Annotated in this window: 14 protein-coding genes; 1 reads left to right on the forward strand and 13 read right to left on the reverse strand. The window is 44.2% G+C overall.

Going from position 1 to position 18,961, the window contains the following annotated elements; translation table 11 throughout:
• Positions 1-28: 28 nt before the first annotated feature.
• The 9 genes from E0485_RS09340 to E0485_RS09380 form a co-directional block, all read right to left on the reverse strand.
• A complete protein-coding gene (locus E0485_RS09340) occupies positions 29-1,462 on the reverse strand; it encodes an extracellular solute-binding protein (protein ID WP_132417767.1) in 1,434 nt (477 codons plus the stop codon).
• 32 nt (positions 1,463-1,494) lie between these two features.
• Positions 1,495-3,177 (reverse strand): polysaccharide deacetylase family protein, encoded by a 1,683-nt coding sequence (locus E0485_RS09345; protein WP_132417768.1) that lies wholly within the window; start codon positions 3,175-3,177, stop codon positions 1,495-1,497.
• A gap of 181 nt (positions 3,178-3,358) precedes the next feature.
• Entirely contained in the window at positions 3,359-4,213 is an 855-nt protein-coding gene (locus tag E0485_RS09350; protein ID WP_132417769.1) for an inositol monophosphatase family protein, read from the reverse strand.
• A gap of 295 nt (positions 4,214-4,508) precedes the next feature.
• Positions 4,509-5,279: an enoyl-ACP reductase FabI gene (gene fabI, locus E0485_RS09355; protein WP_132417770.1), complete on the reverse strand. Its 771-nt coding sequence runs from the start codon at positions 5,277-5,279 to the stop codon at positions 4,509-4,511.
• 176 nt (positions 5,280-5,455) lie between these two features.
• A complete protein-coding gene (locus tag E0485_RS09360) occupies positions 5,456-6,433 on the reverse strand; it encodes a Gfo/Idh/MocA family protein (RefSeq protein WP_132417936.1) in 978 nt (325 codons plus the stop codon).
• Entirely contained in the window at positions 6,433-7,452 is a 1,020-nt protein-coding gene (locus E0485_RS09365; protein ID WP_132417771.1) for a Gfo/Idh/MocA family protein, read from the reverse strand. The genes E0485_RS09360 and E0485_RS09365 overlap by 1 nt, the downstream gene beginning before the upstream one ends.
• A 21-nt stretch (positions 7,453-7,473) precedes the next feature.
• Positions 7,474-8,379 (reverse strand): Gfo/Idh/MocA family protein, encoded by a 906-nt coding sequence (locus E0485_RS09370; protein WP_235857508.1) that lies wholly within the window; start codon positions 8,377-8,379, stop codon positions 7,474-7,476.
• Positions 8,380-8,577: 198 nt separating this feature from the next.
• Entirely contained in the window at positions 8,578-9,705 is a 1,128-nt protein-coding gene (locus tag E0485_RS09375; protein WP_132417772.1) for a D-alanine--D-alanine ligase, read from the reverse strand.
• A gap of 55 nt (positions 9,706-9,760) precedes the next feature.
• Positions 9,761-10,759, reverse strand: a complete 999-nt coding sequence (locus tag E0485_RS09380; RefSeq protein ID WP_132417773.1) for an amidase domain-containing protein — start codon at positions 10,757-10,759, stop codon at positions 9,761-9,763.
• A gap of 245 nt (positions 10,760-11,004) precedes the next feature.
• Between E0485_RS09380 and acnA the strand changes: the two genes are divergently transcribed.
• A complete protein-coding gene (acnA, locus tag E0485_RS09385) occupies positions 11,005-13,713 on the forward strand; it encodes an aconitate hydratase AcnA (protein ID WP_132417774.1) in 2,709 nt (902 codons plus the stop codon).
• A 92-nt stretch (positions 13,714-13,805) separates the two neighbouring features.
• Here acnA and E0485_RS09390 read toward each other — a convergent pair whose 3' ends face one another.
• The 4 genes from E0485_RS09390 to E0485_RS09405 are packed head-to-tail and all read right to left on the reverse strand — an operon-like array spanning position 13,806 to position 18,943.
• Positions 13,806-14,498, reverse strand: coding sequence for a response regulator transcription factor (locus E0485_RS09390; RefSeq protein ID WP_132417775.1), 693 nt, complete (start codon positions 14,496-14,498; stop codon positions 13,806-13,808).
• Positions 14,499-16,574, reverse strand: coding sequence for a sensor histidine kinase (locus E0485_RS09395; RefSeq protein ID WP_132417776.1), 2,076 nt, complete (start codon positions 16,572-16,574; stop codon positions 14,499-14,501).
• A gap of 11 nt (positions 16,575-16,585) precedes the next feature.
• Positions 16,586-17,785, reverse strand: a complete 1,200-nt coding sequence (locus E0485_RS09400) for an MFS transporter (RefSeq protein ID WP_132417777.1) — start codon at positions 17,783-17,785, stop codon at positions 16,586-16,588.
• 30 nt (positions 17,786-17,815) lie between these two features.
• On the reverse strand, positions 17,816-18,943 hold the full coding sequence (locus tag E0485_RS09405) for a Gfo/Idh/MocA family protein (RefSeq protein WP_132417778.1): 1,128 nt from the start codon (positions 18,941-18,943) through the stop codon (positions 17,816-17,818).
• Positions 18,944-18,961 lie beyond the last annotated feature (18 nt).

Consider the following 18,961-nt stretch of genomic DNA (forward strand, 5'->3'; position numbering starts at 1 on the left):
GGAAAGCCTTTCTTATGTCTTCACTTTCTTATGCCTTCGCTTTCTTATTCAACTGTTCATTAAAGATCTGTTCAATCCGTTGACATGCATCCTCTGGGCTCTCCATATTCGCCCATAACAAGGTTAATTCATCATACAGCTGTTCAACTTCAGATTCAGTCAGATGTAGATGGCTTAATGGCTTGGCATAGGGCAGAACCTCCAAGAAACGATGATAATGCTCGGGATGAATGGATGGGTCAAGTAGGCTGTCATCCTCAGCAACGGACTTCAATGCTGGGATCGTACAACCGTATTGTTTAAGTAATGTTTGAGCTTCCGTATCTGTCATGAAATCGATCAACTTCTGAGCCAGCTTGTGTTTGGCGCTGTCTCGATTCAAAGCGAGTCCGCCGCCGAGCAATAGCGTAGCTCTCGTTTTACCGCCTGGAACAGGCAGAACATCCCACGAAATTGAATGATTGCGGAATTCGTTCATGAAATAATAAGTCGTTAGAATCATCGCTACTCTTTGCTTCATGAATAGCCCTTCGGCCAAGAAGTTGCTTCCATGAGAATAAATAGGAGATACCCGATCCTTATACATTAAAGACACACAATATTCCAAAGCTTCAATAGTGGCTTGATTGGACATCGTGCTGCGACTTCGATCAGGCTCCATGATTTGTCCGAGATTTTGCAGCAAAAAAGCAGTCCAACGGTTATAGGATGAGGAGAAGCAGAATCCATACTGGTCAATTGTCCCATCGCCATTTAGATCTCGTGTACAGCGCTTCGCGACCTCCAGTAAATCATCCCAATGATCCAGAGGCGTGTTATCCGAAATTCCATTTTCCTCAAAAATAGCTTTGTTATAACAAATAACAACAGGAGAGATAAGAAAAGGCGCCACACGCGTTCTGCCCTCTAACGTAAATAATTCAAACGCCTGCGGATAGCTCGTATCCTGAGCGTTTAAATGTGACGGGATGTAATTAGCGAATAAATTGGTTTTGCCCGCATCCTTAAACTGACGAAAATGCCAATCCGATACCATAAAAACATCAGGTCCGCGACTTTGTTCGATTAATTGAATCAACGAATTCGTATATCCATCCCCTGGAAGCAGGGTAAGTTTTACTTTTACAAAAGGATATTTCTTTTCGAATTTATGAATAATTTTGCGGACGATATCGATTTCATACGAGTTCGAGAACCAAGCCAGCTCTAATGTGACTGCCTGTTCTTCGCTCGGCAGCTTAACACGATTGCCTTTGCCTGGAATTTTCTCAATCAGTCCTTCATCAACAAGCTGTGCCAATGCTTTTCGAAGGGAAACTCTGCTTATTTCGTATTTTCTGCTTAATGTATTCTCAGATAAAATGAATTCACCTGGCTGTATTTCGCAGCTTACGATTTCATCCCTTAATTCATTTAGGCATTTCTCATATCGTTCTTGAAAATCATTTACTCTACGCAACAATGGATACCGCTCCTATCAGCTTCTTTAGAGAACTAATCGATCATCATTCGTTTGCATCGCAAACCAAAGCGCATCTCCACAGCACCTTCAATTGATGTTTCATCATCGGAAATCGGAATCCAAACAACAGCACCCTGTGGGACATTCTCCGGTACGGCAGCGTCTTCACTTGTCACCTTCCACGTCATATTGCGACGCGATTGCTCCCATAGAATGATTTGCTCCGTTGTCCAGAACGCGAATCCTCTTGCTTGTGACTCCCGTATCACTTCTCTTAAAGCGGCATTTACCGTAGCTTGTTTCAAAATATGCAGAGGATGAAACAAGAAATGGGCAACTCCACGAACACGCTGAACCTGCTCCAGGAATGGTACGATTACACTCGTATCAGCTAAAATCGGGTGGTCCAAATCCGGTGTCAAAAAGCCAACCTCGAGCACGGAGTACATTCGATTCCGTTTATCTGCCCAAGCAATCGGATAATAAGGATGACATGTTCCAAATAGAAAGCCAACGTTGCCTTTTTTGCTCGGACCGCGGGTTTGATCCGCCATAATCCCATTCGTTTCACACCATTCGAACAAATCATCCCAGCCTTCATAACGGGTATAATGGTTTTTATTCGAAATGATCTGCGCTTCGGTAGTCGTCCTAATATACGCTAGCTGCCTTTCAAAATCTGCTTGCTCCCATGCACCATTCTCTTTCCCCATTGCGTTAAAATGAAAAGCTAGCTCATGACCGTCTGCTTGAATTCGATCATGTAAACGAGGAGAGTAGCCTGGCTCAATTATGCACCAGGTAGCACGCACATCGTATTCCTTTAATAGATCTAATGTTATCTCTGCAGATTCATCCAGATTAAAATCGCTGTCATGTGAAATCAGGACGACTTGCTCAACATTCTCAGGCCAGTAATCGAGAATTGGAATAGACAAGCCTAGACCTTTCGCTGTGTGCAATACCTGCGAGATTAATACCTCTCGCCATAAATCTGCATACGGATATGCAAAATAAAGCATGCCTGTATTGGTTTGCAGGCGATCCACTTCCCAATCAAGTTCGATGCGATCATCTGCTTTCAGTATGCCATCATCCACTGAACCCGTGCCATCAGCAGCCGGAAGCCCATCTTCAACAATTGGGATCGTACCCTGTTGGAGTCCAACAATCGTATATGGAATGTTAACATTCCAGCGAATCAGCCTTCCCTCGCCCAATGAAAATTCCAGAAGTGCAGAAGCCACTTGGACGCCTTGTGGCGTGTTCTGATAAATTATTCCGGAAGCATCAGGCAGTTCTGTTTGCTGAATCGGAATCCAAGGCTTGTGCTGAAGTGACCGTAGGGGCTGCTTGGTTAGCGAGTCATACAACTTAGGTAGCTCGGTATAGCCTACTTCAGGACCTCGTATTTCCCGGCAATTCAGCTTTGAGGCCATGCGATTAAGACCCGCATACGAAATTAAGATGCCACCCTTATGGACATATTCTGTAAGCATATCGAGTGAGGCATCATCCTCTTCACACAATGCTACTAGCAAAATATCAGGTCTGTACTCTTCCAATTCAGCACGAGTATTAAGCCGTGTGAAAGGAATCCCCCCATGCCCAAGTATTTCTTCTATATAAAGCTCGAAAACATTCATACCATATTTCCAACGTTTTTCTGCAGCAAGTAGATCTAGCCAAATCCCTATTCGAGCCATTCTTTTCATGCCCGACACTCCCCTCCAGTATATACTTGTATACTACCTGTATACGAAATGTTCTGTCAATTGTATATCTCTCAACGAACAAGTTAAAATAAATACCCTTCACGCAAAGCTTCCGCTAATCGCAGCTTCATGTAAAGGGTATTGATCTATTCATTATCTAACATCAATTACGAGGTATTTATTACCCCGCTGCATTTGCCTCTGTGAGTTCGCTTATCATCGCCTTATGAATATGGCCGTTTGTCGCTATCACATTACGTACCGCTAAAGTGAATGGCTTCCCTTCCGTGTCTGTCACTACCCCGCCCGACTCCTGAACAAGCAAGCTGCCTGCGGCGATATCCCATGCGCTTAATCCGTGCTCCCAGAAGCCGCTTAGTCTGCCTGCTGCCACATAAGCTAAATGCAATGCTGCCGAACCACCTGAGCGGATATTACGCACCTTTGCTACGAGCTGGCTGATTTCTGCCATATTACGCGGTAAGTTAACCGTATGATCAACAGGGAACCCAGTTGCTACAAGAGCATGTGACAGTTCCTTTTCTCCAGATACATGAGTTGTATGTCCCTTGACATAGGCGCCTTTGCCTTTCTCGGCAACGAACATTTCATCGAGCATCGGGTCATAGACAACCCCAACAATAACTTCTCCCCGATGTGCGAGCGCTATCGATACGCAAAAGAACGGAAATCCATGCACAAAGTTCGTTGTACCATCGATCGGATCGATAATCCATAAATATTCTTCCTGAATCATCTCTTGAAGTGCCTTAGCCGATGCGGTACTGCCTGCTCCTACACCTTCTTCACCCAGAATGGCATGCGTCGGAAAATGAGTTTTAATCAAATTGCGAATTAATGTCTCCGTACCCTTATCTACTTCTGTAACTAAATCGCTTGTTGAGGTTTTAAGATTGACGTTCTGAATAGCACCAAGCCTGGATTTCACCCATTCCCCAGCCTTGGATGCAGTGTTGACGGCAACTGCTGTAAAACTCTTGCTTCCAACTATGTATGGAATACTTGATCCGTTCATCTATATCAACTCTTTCTTTGATTTAAATTATCTTTCAATCACTATAAGTATATTGAATAAACTCTCCCTTTACTAGGGAGTCCCGGGAATTTCCTAACATACAATTTACCCCATTATTGGCTGCAAATACAGCCCACTTAGATAGAATATGTATAAGCGGACTCATTAATTCGGGTTAATTAGGTGTGAGCTATACAACTTTTAAAGGCAAAAAACCGCAACCTTCTTCAATAGCAGGCTGCGGTTCTTGTTCGTCCATTTATTCAATTGAATGTGATAATCTATCTAATATTGCTTATACACCTACAATATTAAATCCACCATCTACATACAGAACTTCACCTGTAATTCCACGAGACAGGTCACTTAGCAAGAACATGCCTGCATCCCCTACCTCAGCAACATCTGTAGTACGGCGTAGAGGTGCTTTCTCTTCTACAGCACGCAGGATCGAGTTGAAATCACCGATTCCCTTAGCTGCAAGCGTACGAATTGGACCAGCCGATAGCCCGTTTACACGAACGTTGAATTGACCCAAATCAGCAGCAAGGTAACGAACGCTTGCCTCTAGAGCAGCTTTAGCTACACCCATGACATTATAGTTCTTCATTGCACGTTCTGCGCCAAGATAAGTCATTGTCATGATGGAGCCGCCTTCTGTCATTAACGGGTACATACGCTTGGATACTGCAACAAGCGAGTAAGCGGAAATATCCTGTGCAAGAGCATAGCCATCACGGGATGTATCAACATACATGCCTTGCAAGTCTTCGCCTTTCGCAAAAGCGATCGCATGCACAACACCATGAAGTACACCGAATTCTTCTTTAAGCTTGTCCGCCAAAGCGTCAATCTCTTCATCCACCGTAACGTTGCATTGCAATACGATAGAATCTGGAAGTGTTGAAGCAAGCTTCTGTACGCGCTCCTTCACACGCTCGTTCTCATATGTAAAAGCTAGCTTTGCACCTTGAGCTGCAAGGGACTGCGCAATTGCCCAAGCAATACTGCGATCATTCGCAACACCCATTACAAGTACATTCTTACCATTCATTAATCCTGCCATCTATTATTACTCCCTTCATTCTAAGCAAACCCTTTCTTCCAAAGTACCTGAATTCTATCCAATTATCAAGTATTCGCTAACAACAAATGAACGTCAGGTTAGCGAACACTGCTTCATGCGCTAACCTGACGTTCATTCTATTTAATGATTTTTTTATAATAGTGCCTGCTTTTCACTTAACGAAGCGTAACAGGCTTATGAAGCCTCGAGGCTTCATAAGCAGCTAGCGCAACTTCAACTGCGCGCATGCCATCTTCACCAGTTACAGATGCCTGACTTTTCCCTTCTCTCACAGAAGCAACAAAATCCGCAATTAACCCTTTATCCATATCGTCCCCCCAGAAATTCCATCTGTATCCATTCTCATTGCTGAACACATTCAATTTCTGATTAAAAACGTCGATTGTTAAAGTCCCTTCCGTGCCAATGATTTCAAGCGTAACGTCTCCCCACGTCGGGAACGTTTTATTGCGTGTCCAGCTGCAGTCCAGCGTTGCGAATACACCATTATCGAATTCAAGCGACAAAATCCCGCAATCGTCAATTGGTTTCTCGGATACAAGATGATCGACTTCAGCAAATACTTCCGTCACCTCTGCCCCCATATACCACCGCATAATATCAACGACATGAACCGTATGGTCAATGACAGCACCGCCTCCAGATAGCTCAGGCTCAATAAACCATCCCCCTGGATTTTGTCCTCGATTCGTCCCTTTAATCGCTAGAATGCGTCCAACCTTGCCTTGTTCAATTAATTGCTTCGCTCGCATAATGGAAGGATTAAAGCGAACCGGGAAAGCTGTTTGCAGAAGAACGCCATTCTCCTTGCAGCATTGGATCATCGCCTCTGCATCCACAAGTTTCGGAGCAAGCGGCTTCTCGCAAAGTATGTGCTTGCCAGCCTTGGCAGCAGCTATTACATAGTCATGATGCTTGCTATTTTCTGAGGTAACAACGACCGCATGCATCTCTTGCGCCAAAAATTCATCAAGGCTTGGATAGAAATCAGTGCCGAGCTTTTCTGCAAATGTTTGGCCACGGTCAGCATCATCATCGTAAATACCGACTAACTCTACATCATCCAAAGCACCAATCGATAATGCATAAGAATAAGCATGCATATGGGCAAAGCTGATTATGCCAATTTTCATCATAGCTCCTCCTTTGCTGGCTTAAGCTCGCTTAATTGTACAGGCTGTCCCGTCTCTACGCTTTGAATCGCAGCAAGTGCAATACGCACCGCTTCATAAGCGTCTTCAGCCGTTACAATTGGTTGTTCATCTCGCTCGATGCAAGCTAAGAAATGAGCGAGCTCCCTCGCATATGGATTTTCCGCTAGCGGGCTCTCAGGTACCGCAACTCCTTGTTTACCGCCATTGCTTGACCTGCGTGAAGCGACGATCGAATTATCTCTTCCACTGTCGTAATCGATAATCCCCGAAGTACCCGCTAACTCGAATTTCATCGAGAATGTCTCATGCGCCCAGCTTCCTTCCACATGTGCGATAACGCCACTTGCAAATCGAAGCGTAACTAACGCATAATCCAGGGAGTCCTCTTTGCCTGCTCTACCGACCAAGCCTTTGGCATAGACACGCTCTACCTCACCATAACACCACCGAAGATAATCAAAGTCATGAATGATCAAATCCAGCAGCAAGCCACCGCTCTTGGAATAATCGGCATACCAATTCTCCCATCCGCGCGGAAATGGACCTACTCGAGACATTCGGGTTACAGCCGTCTTCCCGATGCCACCCTGATCAAGAAGTGCTTTAGCCTCCCGATATTCAGGGAAGAACCGAATGACATGGCCTACAAAAAGCTTAACTCCTTTGGCTCGGCAGCCCTCGATCATTTCACGTGCATCCGCTAGATTGCGAGCAAGCGGTTTTTCACAAATAACATGTTTGCCTGCATCCGCTGCTTGCAGCACATATTCCTTATGTAAATAAGTCGGTAAACAAACGTCCACAACATCCACATGTACTGCTTTAATGGCATCCTCATAACTGGCGAATGCCTGTGTGTTAAGCTTACTTGCCAATGTCTGTGCTCGGCTTAAATCCTTATCAACGATTCCTGCAATTGCAATATGCTCCATCGTTCCATAAGCTTCAGCGTGAACAGTCCCCATCGTTCCCGCTCCAATGACCAAAACTTGCAGCATGATAAGATCCCCTCCCATAAATTAGATAACCACTCGTTGACCTGTACGTCTGCTTTCATTTGCTGCTTCAATAAATCGAATAATTTCAACCGTCTCCGTAAAATCCAATTCACATTCACCTGTGCGGAAGAATTGAATAATCTGCTCAAGCAAACTGGCATAGAACGGCTTCGGATATGCGCTTATATCCGCAAGGCGATTTCCTATTTCGCCATGAATGATTGCACCGAAACTACCATTACCAATCCGCTTGCCACGTATAGTTCCGAGACGTCCATCAGCCCATTCTCCCACAATTAGATCGTAATCCGCATTCACAGTGGATGTTACGCTGCGACATCCTTTCCCTAGGATGGCATAAAGCATCTCAACCGTGTGGATGCCGTACCAGAATAGACCAGGTTGGGATGGTTCGAGCGCCATCGGGCCGTAACAATCAGCACCGTTTATGGCATCTCCATCCAAGGATTGAAGCGCTTCCGACAATGCCCCTGAGAAGCGTAATGAAGAGCTGCTCATAATAGGTGTATGATAACGAATCGAAAGCTCATGAATTTGATTCGCTTCCCGTGAACTCAGCGCAAGTGGCTTGTCGATAAAAACAGGTTTCCCATAGGATGCTATCTCTTCAAATAGCCCTTTATGAACGGCCCCGTCCATCGACTCAATCATTAGCGCATCTGCTTGTTCAGCCACCTCAGCAACGGAATTAACAATATGTACGTTATAATTGCTACGTAAGCTTTCAGTAAATCCTTCAACACGCGACCAACTCAAAGGAATCTCTGGCGATCCGCCTGCGTAAGCAACAGTAATTCTGCCACCTTGTACATGATAAGGATGCTCAGGCTGATGCAATAATTCTGCAAAGGCTGTGCAATGTGAGGTATCAAGGCCGATCATGCCGATTTTCAATGTATCCTGCAATCCTCTTATCCCTCCTCGTACGTTATGAATCTAATGTAATGATACCAAGTAAAACCCTATAAAGACAGAGCTTTAAATTGTCCATAAATGAATCTGTGACAGGTTTGCAAACAAGAAGAATAAACAAAAAGACCGCATCCAACCATACAGGTTGGAACGGTCTCTCTATCTGGCAGCAGCACGTAAACAGTACGTAAATTAATCTGCTGTATATTGAATGTTCTGCTTATCCGCATGTCTTTCTAAAGCTAAACGAATGAGATCATCAAGCAATTCACGGTAAGGCTTGCCTGTTTCTCTCCATAACATTGGATACATCGAAATAGGCGTAAATCCAGGCATTGTATTAATTTCATTAATCATAATCGCCTGATCTTCCTTGCGAATGAAGAAATCGACACGAGACAAGCCAGTGCCATCAATCGATTGAAATGCCCGAACCGCCATTTCTCGTACTTCCTGCATGACTTCATCGGAAATTTCAGCTGGAATCACCACAACCGATTTCCCATCTACATATTTGGCCTTATAATCATAAAATTCATTGGAAGGTACAATTTCACCTGCAATCGAAGCTTCCGGATCATCATTGCCAAGTACAGCAACCTCAATCTCACGTGCATTGATGAATTCTTCGACAATGACCTTACGATCATATTTTAGCGCAAATTCAACAGCTTGTATTAATTCATCACGATTCCTTGCTTTGGATACACCTACTGATGATCCAAGGTTAGCAGGTTTAACAAAGCATGGGTAACCCACCGACACTTCGATTTCCATTAAATGGTGATGTTGATCCTTCATCCACTGCGAGCGTGTGAAGTACCGATATACGCATTGAGGAAGGCCTGCGTCTGCAAAAATTTTCTTCATCATCACTTTATCCATTCCTACAGCCGATGCAAGCACACCTGCTCCAACATAAGGTATGTTCGCCATTTCAAGCAAGCCTTGAATCGTGCCATCCTCACCATTCGTTCCATGAAGCAAAGGGAACACAACATCAACCTGGTCATTATTATCAGATGAGATATAAGCTTTCTCTTCTGTCGATTGTTGTAAACCTTGAAAAATCGGCATTAGCGCAGTTGAACTGTTCATATTGCTTGGAGTTGCTTCAAAAACTAGCGCTTCTTTATGCTCTAGAGGAGCTATAAGCTTCTGTCCATTTCTCCATTCTCCATTTTGCGTAATATAAATAGGTTTAATCTCGTATTTGCTAAAGTCTAATGCTTGGATAACTGCAAATGCTGTTTGTAAGGAAACATCATGCTCCCCTGATTTTCCGCCATATACAAGTCCTACTCGAATCTTAGAAGCCATTTCTTATATCCTCCTGATCAGGTAAATATTCTACCTAGCTATATTCTGTTAGTTGCTATGGCATAGTCATTTCATCATTAATATGAATAAACGCGTAGCGTGTATTAGGTGTCCATGCATATGAATCCCGATAGGACCAATAGCGATGTTTGCTGTTATTCGTATGCGCATTCATCAGCGGCATGCCGTTGTCGTCCTTCATCGTAACAATAGCATTGTGCTGATAACGCCCATCGCCGTCCCAGTCATATGCGATCATATCGCCTAATTCCAGTTGCTGCGGAGAGTCGACTAAATACCCGCGAAATCCACTGGTGCTGCTGATCGAATAATTCTTCAGAGCATTGGCAACCGCCCAGGAAAAACTCCACAGCTCCTGCTGATGCTCCATTCCGACGTACCACCATCCTAGACCTCTTTTTCCAGTATAGATCATCGGCGCACTGCCTGCAAAGATGCATTGTGAAGCAAAGTTCGTACAGTCTACTTCAAATTCCCAATAAGCGGGGTTATATGAATTCCACCACCGATCCGCATATTCAACGACTCTTGAACGATTATAAAGCTGCTGTTGCCTATGCGGCGATTCATTTACTTTTTTCAGTATACTATAATTGAAAAATGGAAGCGAAGGCGATGATTGGCGCTCAAGCGGCATTGGCTGCTTAAGACTCTGTTCTGTATTTATATGCTCTATTGCTGTAATCCGCCAACGTCCATCAAAAAAGCGGAACGAAATTCGTTCACGTTCCAGTTTCTCCTCCGAATAGTCAGCTCTTGATTGCATATATTGCTTAACCTGATACATGCTAACCTCTACTGTTACACTATCTCGAATGGATCGAACATCATGAATTCGAAGCTTGGTTTCTCCATTATTTGGACGCAGTGAACGCTCTCTGGAAATTGCCGCTTCACCCAATCTTCTAGCCTGCTCTCTTGCGATATAGCTTTCATCCGCTATAAATAAAGGAAGATCCATTGCTGTACATTCCACTGACGATTCATTCTTATTCAATACATAGTCATATAAGGTATTTTTCCACGACATCATTAGACCTCCTCGACTATTTTGTCAAAATCATCTATCTAATTTTGCACGCAAAAGCTGCTTCACAAGTTACATCCACTTTGTTTTCGATATATGTGTAAAAGTGGCTAAAAATGATTGAAAATCATCTTTACGAGTGAATGTACAGAAGTTATACTAAAGGAAGAGCAAAATTATGAAATTGGGTTTCATTAGATGAAATTACAGAAGATTTTGCAACAAGCTTAAGATCTCAAGGAGGCATGATTATGACGAAGAAAGACCAGTACTCCGTACGCAAAGAGTTAAGTGTAGGAAACAAGCCGTACTATTACTACAGCCTTCAAAGCTTTGAAGAAGCTGGCAATGGTACAATCTCAAACTTACCTTTCTCCATTAAAGTTCTACTTGAAGCTGCTATTCGTCAATTCGATGGCAGAGCAATTACAGCTGAGCATGTTAAACAAATCGCAGGTTGGGCGAACAGCCGTGATAACAACAAGGAAATTCCTTTTATCCCAGCTCGTATCGTTCTTCAAGATTTCACAGGCGTACCTGTAGTTGTTGACTTGGCAGCGATGCGTGCAACTGTTGCTCGCGCTGGCGGAGATCCAAAAACGATTAATCCGCTTGTTCCTGTTGACCTCGTAATCGACCACTCCGTAATGGTTGACGCATTCGGTACTCCTGAAGCACTTGAGTACAACATGAACGTAGAATTCGAGCGCAACGAAGAACGTTACCGTTTCTTGCGCTGGGCTCAAACAGCATTCGATAACTTCCGTGCCGTGCCTCCTGCAACAGGTATCGTTCACCAAGTAAACTTGGAGTACTTGGCATCCGTAGCAGCAACGAAAGTTGTAGATGGCGACACTGAAGTATATCCTGACTCCCTTGTGGGTACAGACTCCCATACAACCATGATCAACGGTCTTGGCGTTGTTGGTTGGGGCGTTGGCGGTATCGAAGCTGAAGCTGGTATGTTAGGTCAGCCTCTATATTTCGTAACTCCTGATGTAATCGGATTTAAATTAGTTGGTCAGCTTCCAGAAGGCGCAACAGCAACTGACCTTGCACTGACTGTTACCCAAATGCTTCGTAAAAAAGGCGTTGTAGGTAAATTCGTAGAATTCTACGGACCTGGTCTAAGCAACATTTCACTTGCTGACCGTGCAACTGTAGCTAACATGGCTCCAGAATACGGTGCAACTGTCGGCTTCTTCCCAGTTGATAACGAAACATTGAATTACCTACGCTCCACAGGCCGTACCGAAGATCAAATCGCGCTTGTTGAAGCTTACTATAAAGCTCAAGGTATGTTCCGTACGGATGCAACGCCAGATCCAGTATTTACAGACCTTATTGAGCTGGACATGTCTACAGTTGTACCATCACTTGCAGGTCCGAAGCGTCCGCAAGACCGTGTTGAGCTGACGAACATGAAGGAATCCTTTAATTCCATCATCCGCAAGCCAATCGACCAAGGTGGCTATGGCTTAACAGAAGAGAAAATTGCTGAGAAAGTAACCGTTCCATATGCGGATGGCACAACTGCTGAAATGAGCGCAGGTGCAGTGGTTATTGCAGCGATCACTTCTTGTACCAACACATCCAATCCGAGCGTTATGATCGGTGCAGGTATTGTTGCGAAGAAAGCTGTAGAACTAGGATTAACGAAACCAGCATACGTGAAAAGCTCACTTACACCAGGCTCCCTTGTTGTATCTGAATACTTGCACAATGCAGGATTAATCAAGCCACTTGAAGCGATTGGCTTCCACGTTGCAGGTTATGGCTGCGCAACATGTATCGGTAACTCTGGTCCGCTTCCAGATGAAGTATCCAAAGCGATCAGTGACAACGATATGACAGTTGCAGCAGTGCTATCAGGTAACCGTAACTTCGAAGGCCGCGTTCATGCTCAAGTGAAAGCGAACTATCTAGCTTCACCGCCACTTGTTGTTGCTTATGCACTTGCAGGTACAGTGAACATCGATCTTGCCAATGATGCTATCGGTACTGACAAGAACGGCAATCCTGTATATCTCAAAGATATCTGGCCTACAAATGCAGAAATTCAGGAAGCAATGGCAACTGCGATGAATGCAGACATTTTCCGTGATAAATATAAAGATGTATTCCGTGCGAACGCTCGTTGGAACGCAATTGATGTACCTGAAGGCGAACTTTATGAGTGGGATACGAAGTCCACTTACATTCAAGAGCCTCCATTCTTTACGGATCTTGGCACAGTGCTTAACGATATCGCTGACATCCGTGGCGCACGCGCACTTGCTCTAATGGGCGACTCTGTAACAACTGACCACATCTCACCAGCTGGTAACATCTCACCTAACAGCCCTGGCGGCACTTATTTGACTGACAATGGTGTTGAGCGTAAAGACTTCAACTCCTACGGTTCACGCCGTGGTAACCATGAAGTCATGATGCGTGGTACGTTCGCAAACATTCGTATCCGTAACGCAGTTGCTCCAGGAACTGAAGGCGGCGTAACTACTTACCTTCCAACTGGCGAAGTAATGTCCATCTACGATGCTTCTATGAAGTATCAAGATAACGGCACATCACTAGTTGTAATCGCTGGTAAAGAATACGGTACTGGCTCCTCACGTGACTGGGCTGCCAAAGGTACTTTCCTACTTGGCGTCAAAGCGGTTATCGCTGAAAGCTTCGAGCGTATTCATCGCTCCAACCTTGTTGGAATGGGTGTATTGCCGCTTCAATTCGCAAACGGTGATTCATGGAAATCACTTGGTATCGTTGGTACAGAAACGTTCGATATCGAAGGATTAAGCAATGATGTAACACCAAGTCAAACGGTTAAGGTAACAGCAACTCGTGAGGACGGATCATCCTTTGCGTTCGATGCGATTGTTCGCCTAGATTCCATGGTAGACGTTGACTACTACCACAACGGTGGTATCTTGCAAACGGTATTGCGTCAAATCATGGCATAATCGATCAGTATACAAGATAAAAGGTTGAGCAGCTGCTCAACCTTTTTTTGATATTTATATGGCACGGCTAATAGTTCGCTTGTACGATTACTCTAGCCTCGAAACTTGTATCCTTCTCCCCGTACGGTGACAATGTACTTCGGCTGCGAGGGATCAGATTCGATTTTTTTGCGGAGGTTGCTGATTTGGACGATAACGGCTGCTTCGCCACTAAGGGAATCGTGACCCCAGATTTGCTGACGTAGCTCATCAATGCTGCAGATACGGTCTGGATGCTGCATAAAGTAAATGAGCAGCTGAACCTCCCGATCGAGCAGTTGGACTAAACGTCCATCAACATAGGTATCATAAGATAGTAAATTAACTTCAATCTTATTGCACTTCAGCGTATATCGATCATCCTGCGATACATATTTACCTTTCATCCGCAGAAGCTTGTCCTTTACTTGCGTTGCAAGTACAGCTGGATTGAAGGGCTTCGTCAAATAATCATCCCCGCCTTCTTGCAGCGCTTCGATAATATCTTCCGCATCTTGCTTGCAGCTCAAGTAAATGATAGGCACATCCGATTGCTTCCGAACTTCCTTGCATATTTCAATACCGCTCATATCCGGCAGCATCACATCGAGCAATAATAAATCTGGCTGCTCTTCTGCAAATAATCGAATGGCTTGTTCTCCATCTGCAGCGATAATCACTTTAAACCCACTCTTCTCCAAATAAAGGACAATGATTTCACCGATTTCACGATCATCTTCAACAACAAGAATTGTGCCTTCTGACATTCATGAATCACCACTCTTTTCTAAATTTGAGACCAAACGAACAGGTAATGTAAAATAAAACGTACTCCCCATCCCCTCGACGCTCTTACATGCAATCGTTCCACCATGCAATTCAACGATTTCCTTCGCGATAACAAGTCCAATTCCCGTTCCAATCACATTCTTCTTACGAGCTGCGCTGCTGCGGAACAATCGCTCGAATATCTGCGTCATATCCTCTTCTGATATCCCGATTCCCGTATCTTTAACGATAATCGTGACATGCTTAGCATGCGGTTCATACTCAATTAGTAGGGTAATTAATCCACCGCTCGGCGTAAACTTCTTGGCATTCATCAGCAGATTAGAAAGCACTTGTTCAATTCGAACTTCATCGATGTATGAAACAAGATGGCAATTCGCCGGAATCTCATGAACCAGCTTTACCAGCTCAAATTCTAACTCATTCTCCTTCATGTCAAATACGTACTTCTCATAAATTTGCTCAACGTAATTAATGATTGGAATATTCCGATAATTAAACTTAGCTTGACCTGATTCAAGTCGCGACAGCTCAGATAAATCTTGAATGATTCGATTTAACATCAGGCCTTTTTGATAAATATTATTCGCATAAGTCGGACTAAGAGGAATAATGCCGTCAAGCATTCCTTTGATATAGCCCAAAATCGAGGTAAGAGGCGTTCTAAGCTCATGCGTGATGTTCGATAACAACATGCGTCTGGACAGATCCATTTTCTCAAGCTTAGCTGTGCGATCCTTCACTTTCTCTTCCAACGAGGTGTTGAGACTAGCAAGCTCCGAAGCTAATTGCTCTGACTGCTTAAATGATCTTGAATAGCGTACCGATAAAATGACAGCTTGTCCAAACAAGTAAATGTAAAGTCCGAACGAAATCGTTTCTCCAATAGGCAGAACGCGAACTTGATTATAATATAACACTTCATTCAATACAGAAAGGAAAAATACGAGCATAACGAAACAATTCGTATTGGCCCCTTCTCTTTTCCGAATCGCAGCTATGATGAACACATAAATCAAATAACCGATCAGCGTTAATAGAATGATTTGAGAGACAAGCATCGTCTGTGTATAGATAATAGCGGGGGTAAGCATAACGTAAAGCGTATTTACAAGACATAAACCAGCAGAGATATATAACACCTGACGCTTGGCTTCACCTGGATACAGGGAATATACAAAGAAACTGAGGAACATGATCGCGCAGCCAGAGGTCCAATATTCCAGCTTCACTCCTAATTCCCAAGGGATTTGTGGAAATAGCTGCACCAGAAGCCCATCCCCTACAAACATCGATCTGGTCCCAATCAGTAAGCATACAAGACCAAAGTACAGCGTTGACCGATCTTTTCGCCTTAGCATGAATAGAACCAAATGATAAATTCCCATCATCATCATACCGCCAAAAATAAAGAAATCTCGCGCCATATTTTGCTCATGTATTCGCGTAATCTGTTCCTGAGCTCCTATTCGGATCGTTTCCCATAGACCGCCTTTACGCTGAACAAAGTTTGAAACTTGAATGACGATTTCAAGACGATCCCCCTGGATTGTAAAAGGAACCACTTTGGCGTAGTTCTTCGGTTCCATCTCATCAAGACTGGATCCCACTATTCCATTCGAGGCTCTAAGTTCACCATTAATCCAGAGCTTATAGGCGGACGCTACACTCGGCATATAAAGAGCCATCTGATTGGTAGGCAGCTGCCCTGCTTGCCAATCAATAATTAATCGATAAGTAGCATATCCTTGATTGGGCAGCTCCTTACCATTCAACTCATTTTTGCCCCATATACTTGGAACATGGATATAGCTTAGCGAATGACCACTTTTATTCTGCGGACTTAAATCTGTCGGTTCAAGCAACTCTTGCCAATATAACTCCCACTCTCCATTCAAGTAGACCACCTGTTCATCCGCTTCTTCAGAAGCAGCTGGCAAATGAAGCACACCTTGAACAGCTTGACCCATCTTAACCTGCTCTTCTGCATATGCGATCGTATCCGTGCCCCATACCATGCATACGCAGAAGATAATGATTCCCCATACCTTCATTGGATCTCCTCTTAATGAGTCGTACTCGCCTTTATTTCCTTTGCTGAATCTCTACGCAAGCTAATCCATAATAAATAGAAACCGACTGCACCAAGCAGCGTCAATAACACACCCGTCATATACATTTGAGATGCACCCAACTTCTCAAAAATAATCCCGCCGAATATGCCTGCAAAAAATCCCGATAATCCTCCCCAAGTAAGGGCGAATGCTGCCTGACCTGAAGCGCGATACTCTCTTGGTACCATCATCGACGTTAGCTGCGTACCCACATAGAAGTACGTACCGTATGTGAGCCCATGCAAACCTTGAATCAGAATCACATCTACTGGACTCTGCGCCAGGGACATGAGCAGCCAGCGAAGGCTGTACAGGAGACAATTGAATATCAGGACAATCACCATTGCGCCTTTCGTCCTCTTCAAGAAGCGGTCAAGCAATAAGAATACAGGCACCTCCAGAACGGACGCAATAAATATGGACCAGCCTACCAGATTCTCGCTTCCACCCATGCTCATAATGAAGATCCCGTTGAATGTAGCATTCATGGAATTGGGTACCGAAATAAGAATTCCTAGCAGTACAAACCATACAAAATGCTTATTATGGAATATTTGTTTATAATCCGCGTTCGAGAAATCCCCTCTGCTCTCTCCTCTAGGCAGGCTAATGGTAAATGCTAATGTCAGGAGGATAGAGGTGCTAAACACAAGTCCAAGCGAGTCAATCCCAACAGCTTGAAGCAAAGGGCCAATCAATAGAGCGGTAACCGAATAACCGATCGAAGCCCATAAACGGATCGCCCCAAACTTTACAGTCGTTCCCTCAATAACGTTCAGAATTAAGCTATTGCTCTGAGAGAAGATCGGTGTTTGAAAAAAATAAAACCCAACCATCACCACATAGATCCATAAATAGCTATGCAATTGAAAAACAATTTGGGCAATAATCAGATTAGCGATCAGCATCATCACAAGCGTTCGCTTAATATTCTGCATCCGATCGCTATAATATCCCCAGATGGGGTTGGCAAGAACGGAAATCATCGGTCCACCGGCTAGTAGAAAGCCAACGGCAATCGTACTTACTCCAATATGTTTTAAATAGAGCGGAAAGAACGTATTGAAGATAGCCATTGCGCCATAAATAACGAAATTAAATATTTTTAAAGTGATAAAATTCGGTCTTCCCGTCACCGTAGGCGATGTCATGTCTAGTCATTCCTCTCGGGGTAATCGCATTTACATTGGTAATGAAAGAGATTGGGATTGCTCTATCACTTCTTCAGCCGACACTTCGCGTCCCAGCTTGCTTGACATATAAATCCCTTCGCTGATTAACATCGTTTGCAGCGCGAGCTGTGCTGTTGGCATTAGCGGCACACGCCCCTGAATAGCAGCGATCAAATGTTTTTGCGAGGATTGATAGGCATCATGATTCAGATACATTCTTTCTCGGCGAAGCCGCATTCTATCCATATCAAATGTACTATCAAGATCCAGATCATTGACCGTACTGTGGAAGCTAAAAGGCGTCTTCACTTCATTGCTAACGAACATAGGCAATCGAATTCCGCCCTCAGAACCTACGATACTGCTGCCTTCCATACTTCCAAGATGAATCGCCCATGCTTCCATAATATCAAGCGTAATCCCGCCTTCAAACTTGACAAAGCCCAGTCCAAGCTCCTCCACATCAAAGCCGCTTTGCTTGCGACGCTCCTTGTCCATATCCATTTCTTGATAGGTTTGCCCAGAGATCCGTAGGGGTGTAGGTAACCCTAGCAAATACAGCATCTGCGAGATATGATAGACTCCCATATCATATAAAGCTCCGCCACCCGCTGTCTGCTTATTCGTAAAAAAGGGTGTTCCGTATCCATCAACATAAGGACGATTGCGGCGGCGAAACCCATTCGATCTCGCATGATAGAGCTTGCCAAGCTTGCCGCTGTCAATTAAATCCTTCGCGATCAGCGTCTCTGTCTGGTAGAGCGTAGCTAGCTGAATATGCAGCATGCGTCCTGTTTCCCGTGCAGCTTCTACCATCGCTTGCCCATCTCGATACGAGCCTGCTATTGGCTTCTCACAATATACATGCTTGCCAGACTGCAGTGCCGCAATCGTAACTGGCGCATGAAAATTATTATGTAAGCAGACATCAACTACATCCAGGTCGTCACGTTTAAGTAGCTCTCTAAAATCAGAATAAACATGCGGGATACCGAATTTTTCGGCAGCTCTCCGCGCTTCAGATTCATTGATATCACACACTGCAATCACTTCGGCACCTGGAATTTGTGCATATTCCTCCAAATGCATTTTCCCGATTATTCCTACTCCAATAATGCCGATTCTTACATTGTTCATCCTAGTTCCCCCAGTTTT

It is taken from the genome of Paenibacillus albiflavus, from assembly GCF_004344915.1.
In the GTDB taxonomy this organism is placed as follows: domain Bacteria; phylum Bacillota; class Bacilli; order Paenibacillales; family NBRC-103111; genus Paenibacillus_AM; species Paenibacillus_AM albiflavus.

Bases quoted from the DNA above. Each gene is read 5' to 3' on its own strand.
- E0485_RS09345 (WP_132417768.1), bottom strand. From the start codon at position 3,177: ATGAAAAGAATGGCTCGAATAGGGATTTGGCTAGATCTACTTGCTGCA.
- E0485_RS09350 (WP_132417769.1), bottom strand. From the start codon at position 4,213: ATGAACGGATCAAGTATTCCATACATAGTTGGAAGCAAGAGTTTTACA.
- fabI (WP_132417770.1), bottom strand. From the start codon at position 5,279: ATGGCAGGATTAATGAATGGTAAGAATGTACTTGTAATGGGTGTTGCG.
- E0485_RS09360 (WP_132417936.1), bottom strand. From the start codon at position 6,433: ATGAAAATTGGCATAATCAGCTTTGCCCATATGCATGCTTATTCTTAT.
- E0485_RS09365 (WP_132417771.1), bottom strand. From the start codon at position 7,452: ATGCTGCAAGTTTTGGTCATTGGAGCGGGAACGATGGGGACTGTTCAC.
- E0485_RS09375 (WP_132417772.1), bottom strand. From the start codon at position 9,705: ATGGCTTCTAAGATTCGAGTAGGACTTGTATATGGCGGAAAATCAGGG.
- E0485_RS09380 (WP_132417773.1), bottom strand. From the start codon at position 10,759: ATGATGTCGTGGAAAAATACCTTATATGACTATGTATTGAATAAGAAT.
- acnA (WP_132417774.1), top strand. From the start codon at position 11,005: ATGACGAAGAAAGACCAGTACTCCGTACGCAAAGAGTTAAGTGTAGGA.
- E0485_RS09390 (WP_132417775.1), bottom strand. From the start codon at position 14,498: ATGTCAGAAGGCACAATTCTTGTTGTTGAAGATGATCGTGAAATCGGT.
- E0485_RS09395 (WP_132417776.1), bottom strand. From the start codon at position 16,574: ATGAAGGTATGGGGAATCATTATCTTCTGCGTATGCATGGTATGGGGC.
- E0485_RS09400 (WP_132417777.1), bottom strand. From the start codon at position 17,785: ATGACATCGCCTACGGTGACGGGAAGACCGAATTTTATCACTTTAAAA.
- E0485_RS09405 (WP_132417778.1), bottom strand. From the start codon at position 18,943: ATGAACAATGTAAGAATCGGCATTATTGGAGTAGGAATAATCGGGAAA.